The sequence below is a fragment of the Pseudomonas brassicacearum genome (assembly GCF_003732265.1).
Lineage (GTDB): Bacteria > Pseudomonadota > Gammaproteobacteria > Pseudomonadales > Pseudomonadaceae > Aquipseudomonas > Aquipseudomonas brassicacearum_D.
The window spans coordinates 1-631 of record NZ_MOBK01000230.1; the positions used below are offsets into that span (position 1 = coordinate 1).

Here is a 631-nt window from a genome sequence, read left to right on the forward strand (position 1 = left end):
GAATTCTTGGTGGTGGCTTTTTCTTATGAATATCTGGAGTCGGATGTGCCGGCTAAAGATCGCAGCCTTCGGCAGCTCCTGCACACAGCCCCCTGTAGGAGCTGCCGCAGGCTGCGATCTTTTGATCTTCAACTCAGCCCGGTTGTTTGCCCGGTTGCTGCAAACGGAATTTCTCTTTGCGTTCGATCTGCACGACCTGCGCGTTATGCACAGTGATCTCCACCGCGCCGAAACGCAGATCGCGCAGGGCGCTCTGGATTTCACGCAAGATGGTGCTTTCGTCCTGACCGTCAACGCTGCGAAGGGATGCGCTCATGGTGCTGCTCCTTTGAATGGGATTTGCCTGGCAGTGGGCGGCACTGCGTTCGGCGTAGGAGCAATATAAGAGAGGGGCGGATATTCTTAAAAAGACTATTTAAGAATGTTTATATAACTGAAAAACATTATGTGGCGGGGCAAGGGTTTGCAGCCTGTTGAAGCAAAAGATCGCAGCCTTCGGCAGCTCCTACAGGGATCGGGTGTAGGAGCTGCCGCAGGCTGCGATCTTTTGATCTTTTAACCAATCACCGGAGTTCTCGCCCAATCAATCTCCAGTTCCGGAACCGGCCGCCCAAACCAATACCCCTGCCCC

At 53.9% G+C, this 631-nt stretch carries 1 protein-coding gene; it reads right to left on the reverse strand.

Annotated elements, in window-relative coordinates; translation table 11 throughout:
* Positions 1-133 precede the first annotated feature (133 nt).
* Positions 134-316, reverse strand: coding sequence for a sulfur starvation response protein OscA (gene oscA / locus BK660_RS30990; RefSeq protein WP_007917682.1), 183 nt, complete (start codon positions 314-316; stop codon positions 134-136).
* Positions 317-631: the final 315 nt, after the last annotated feature.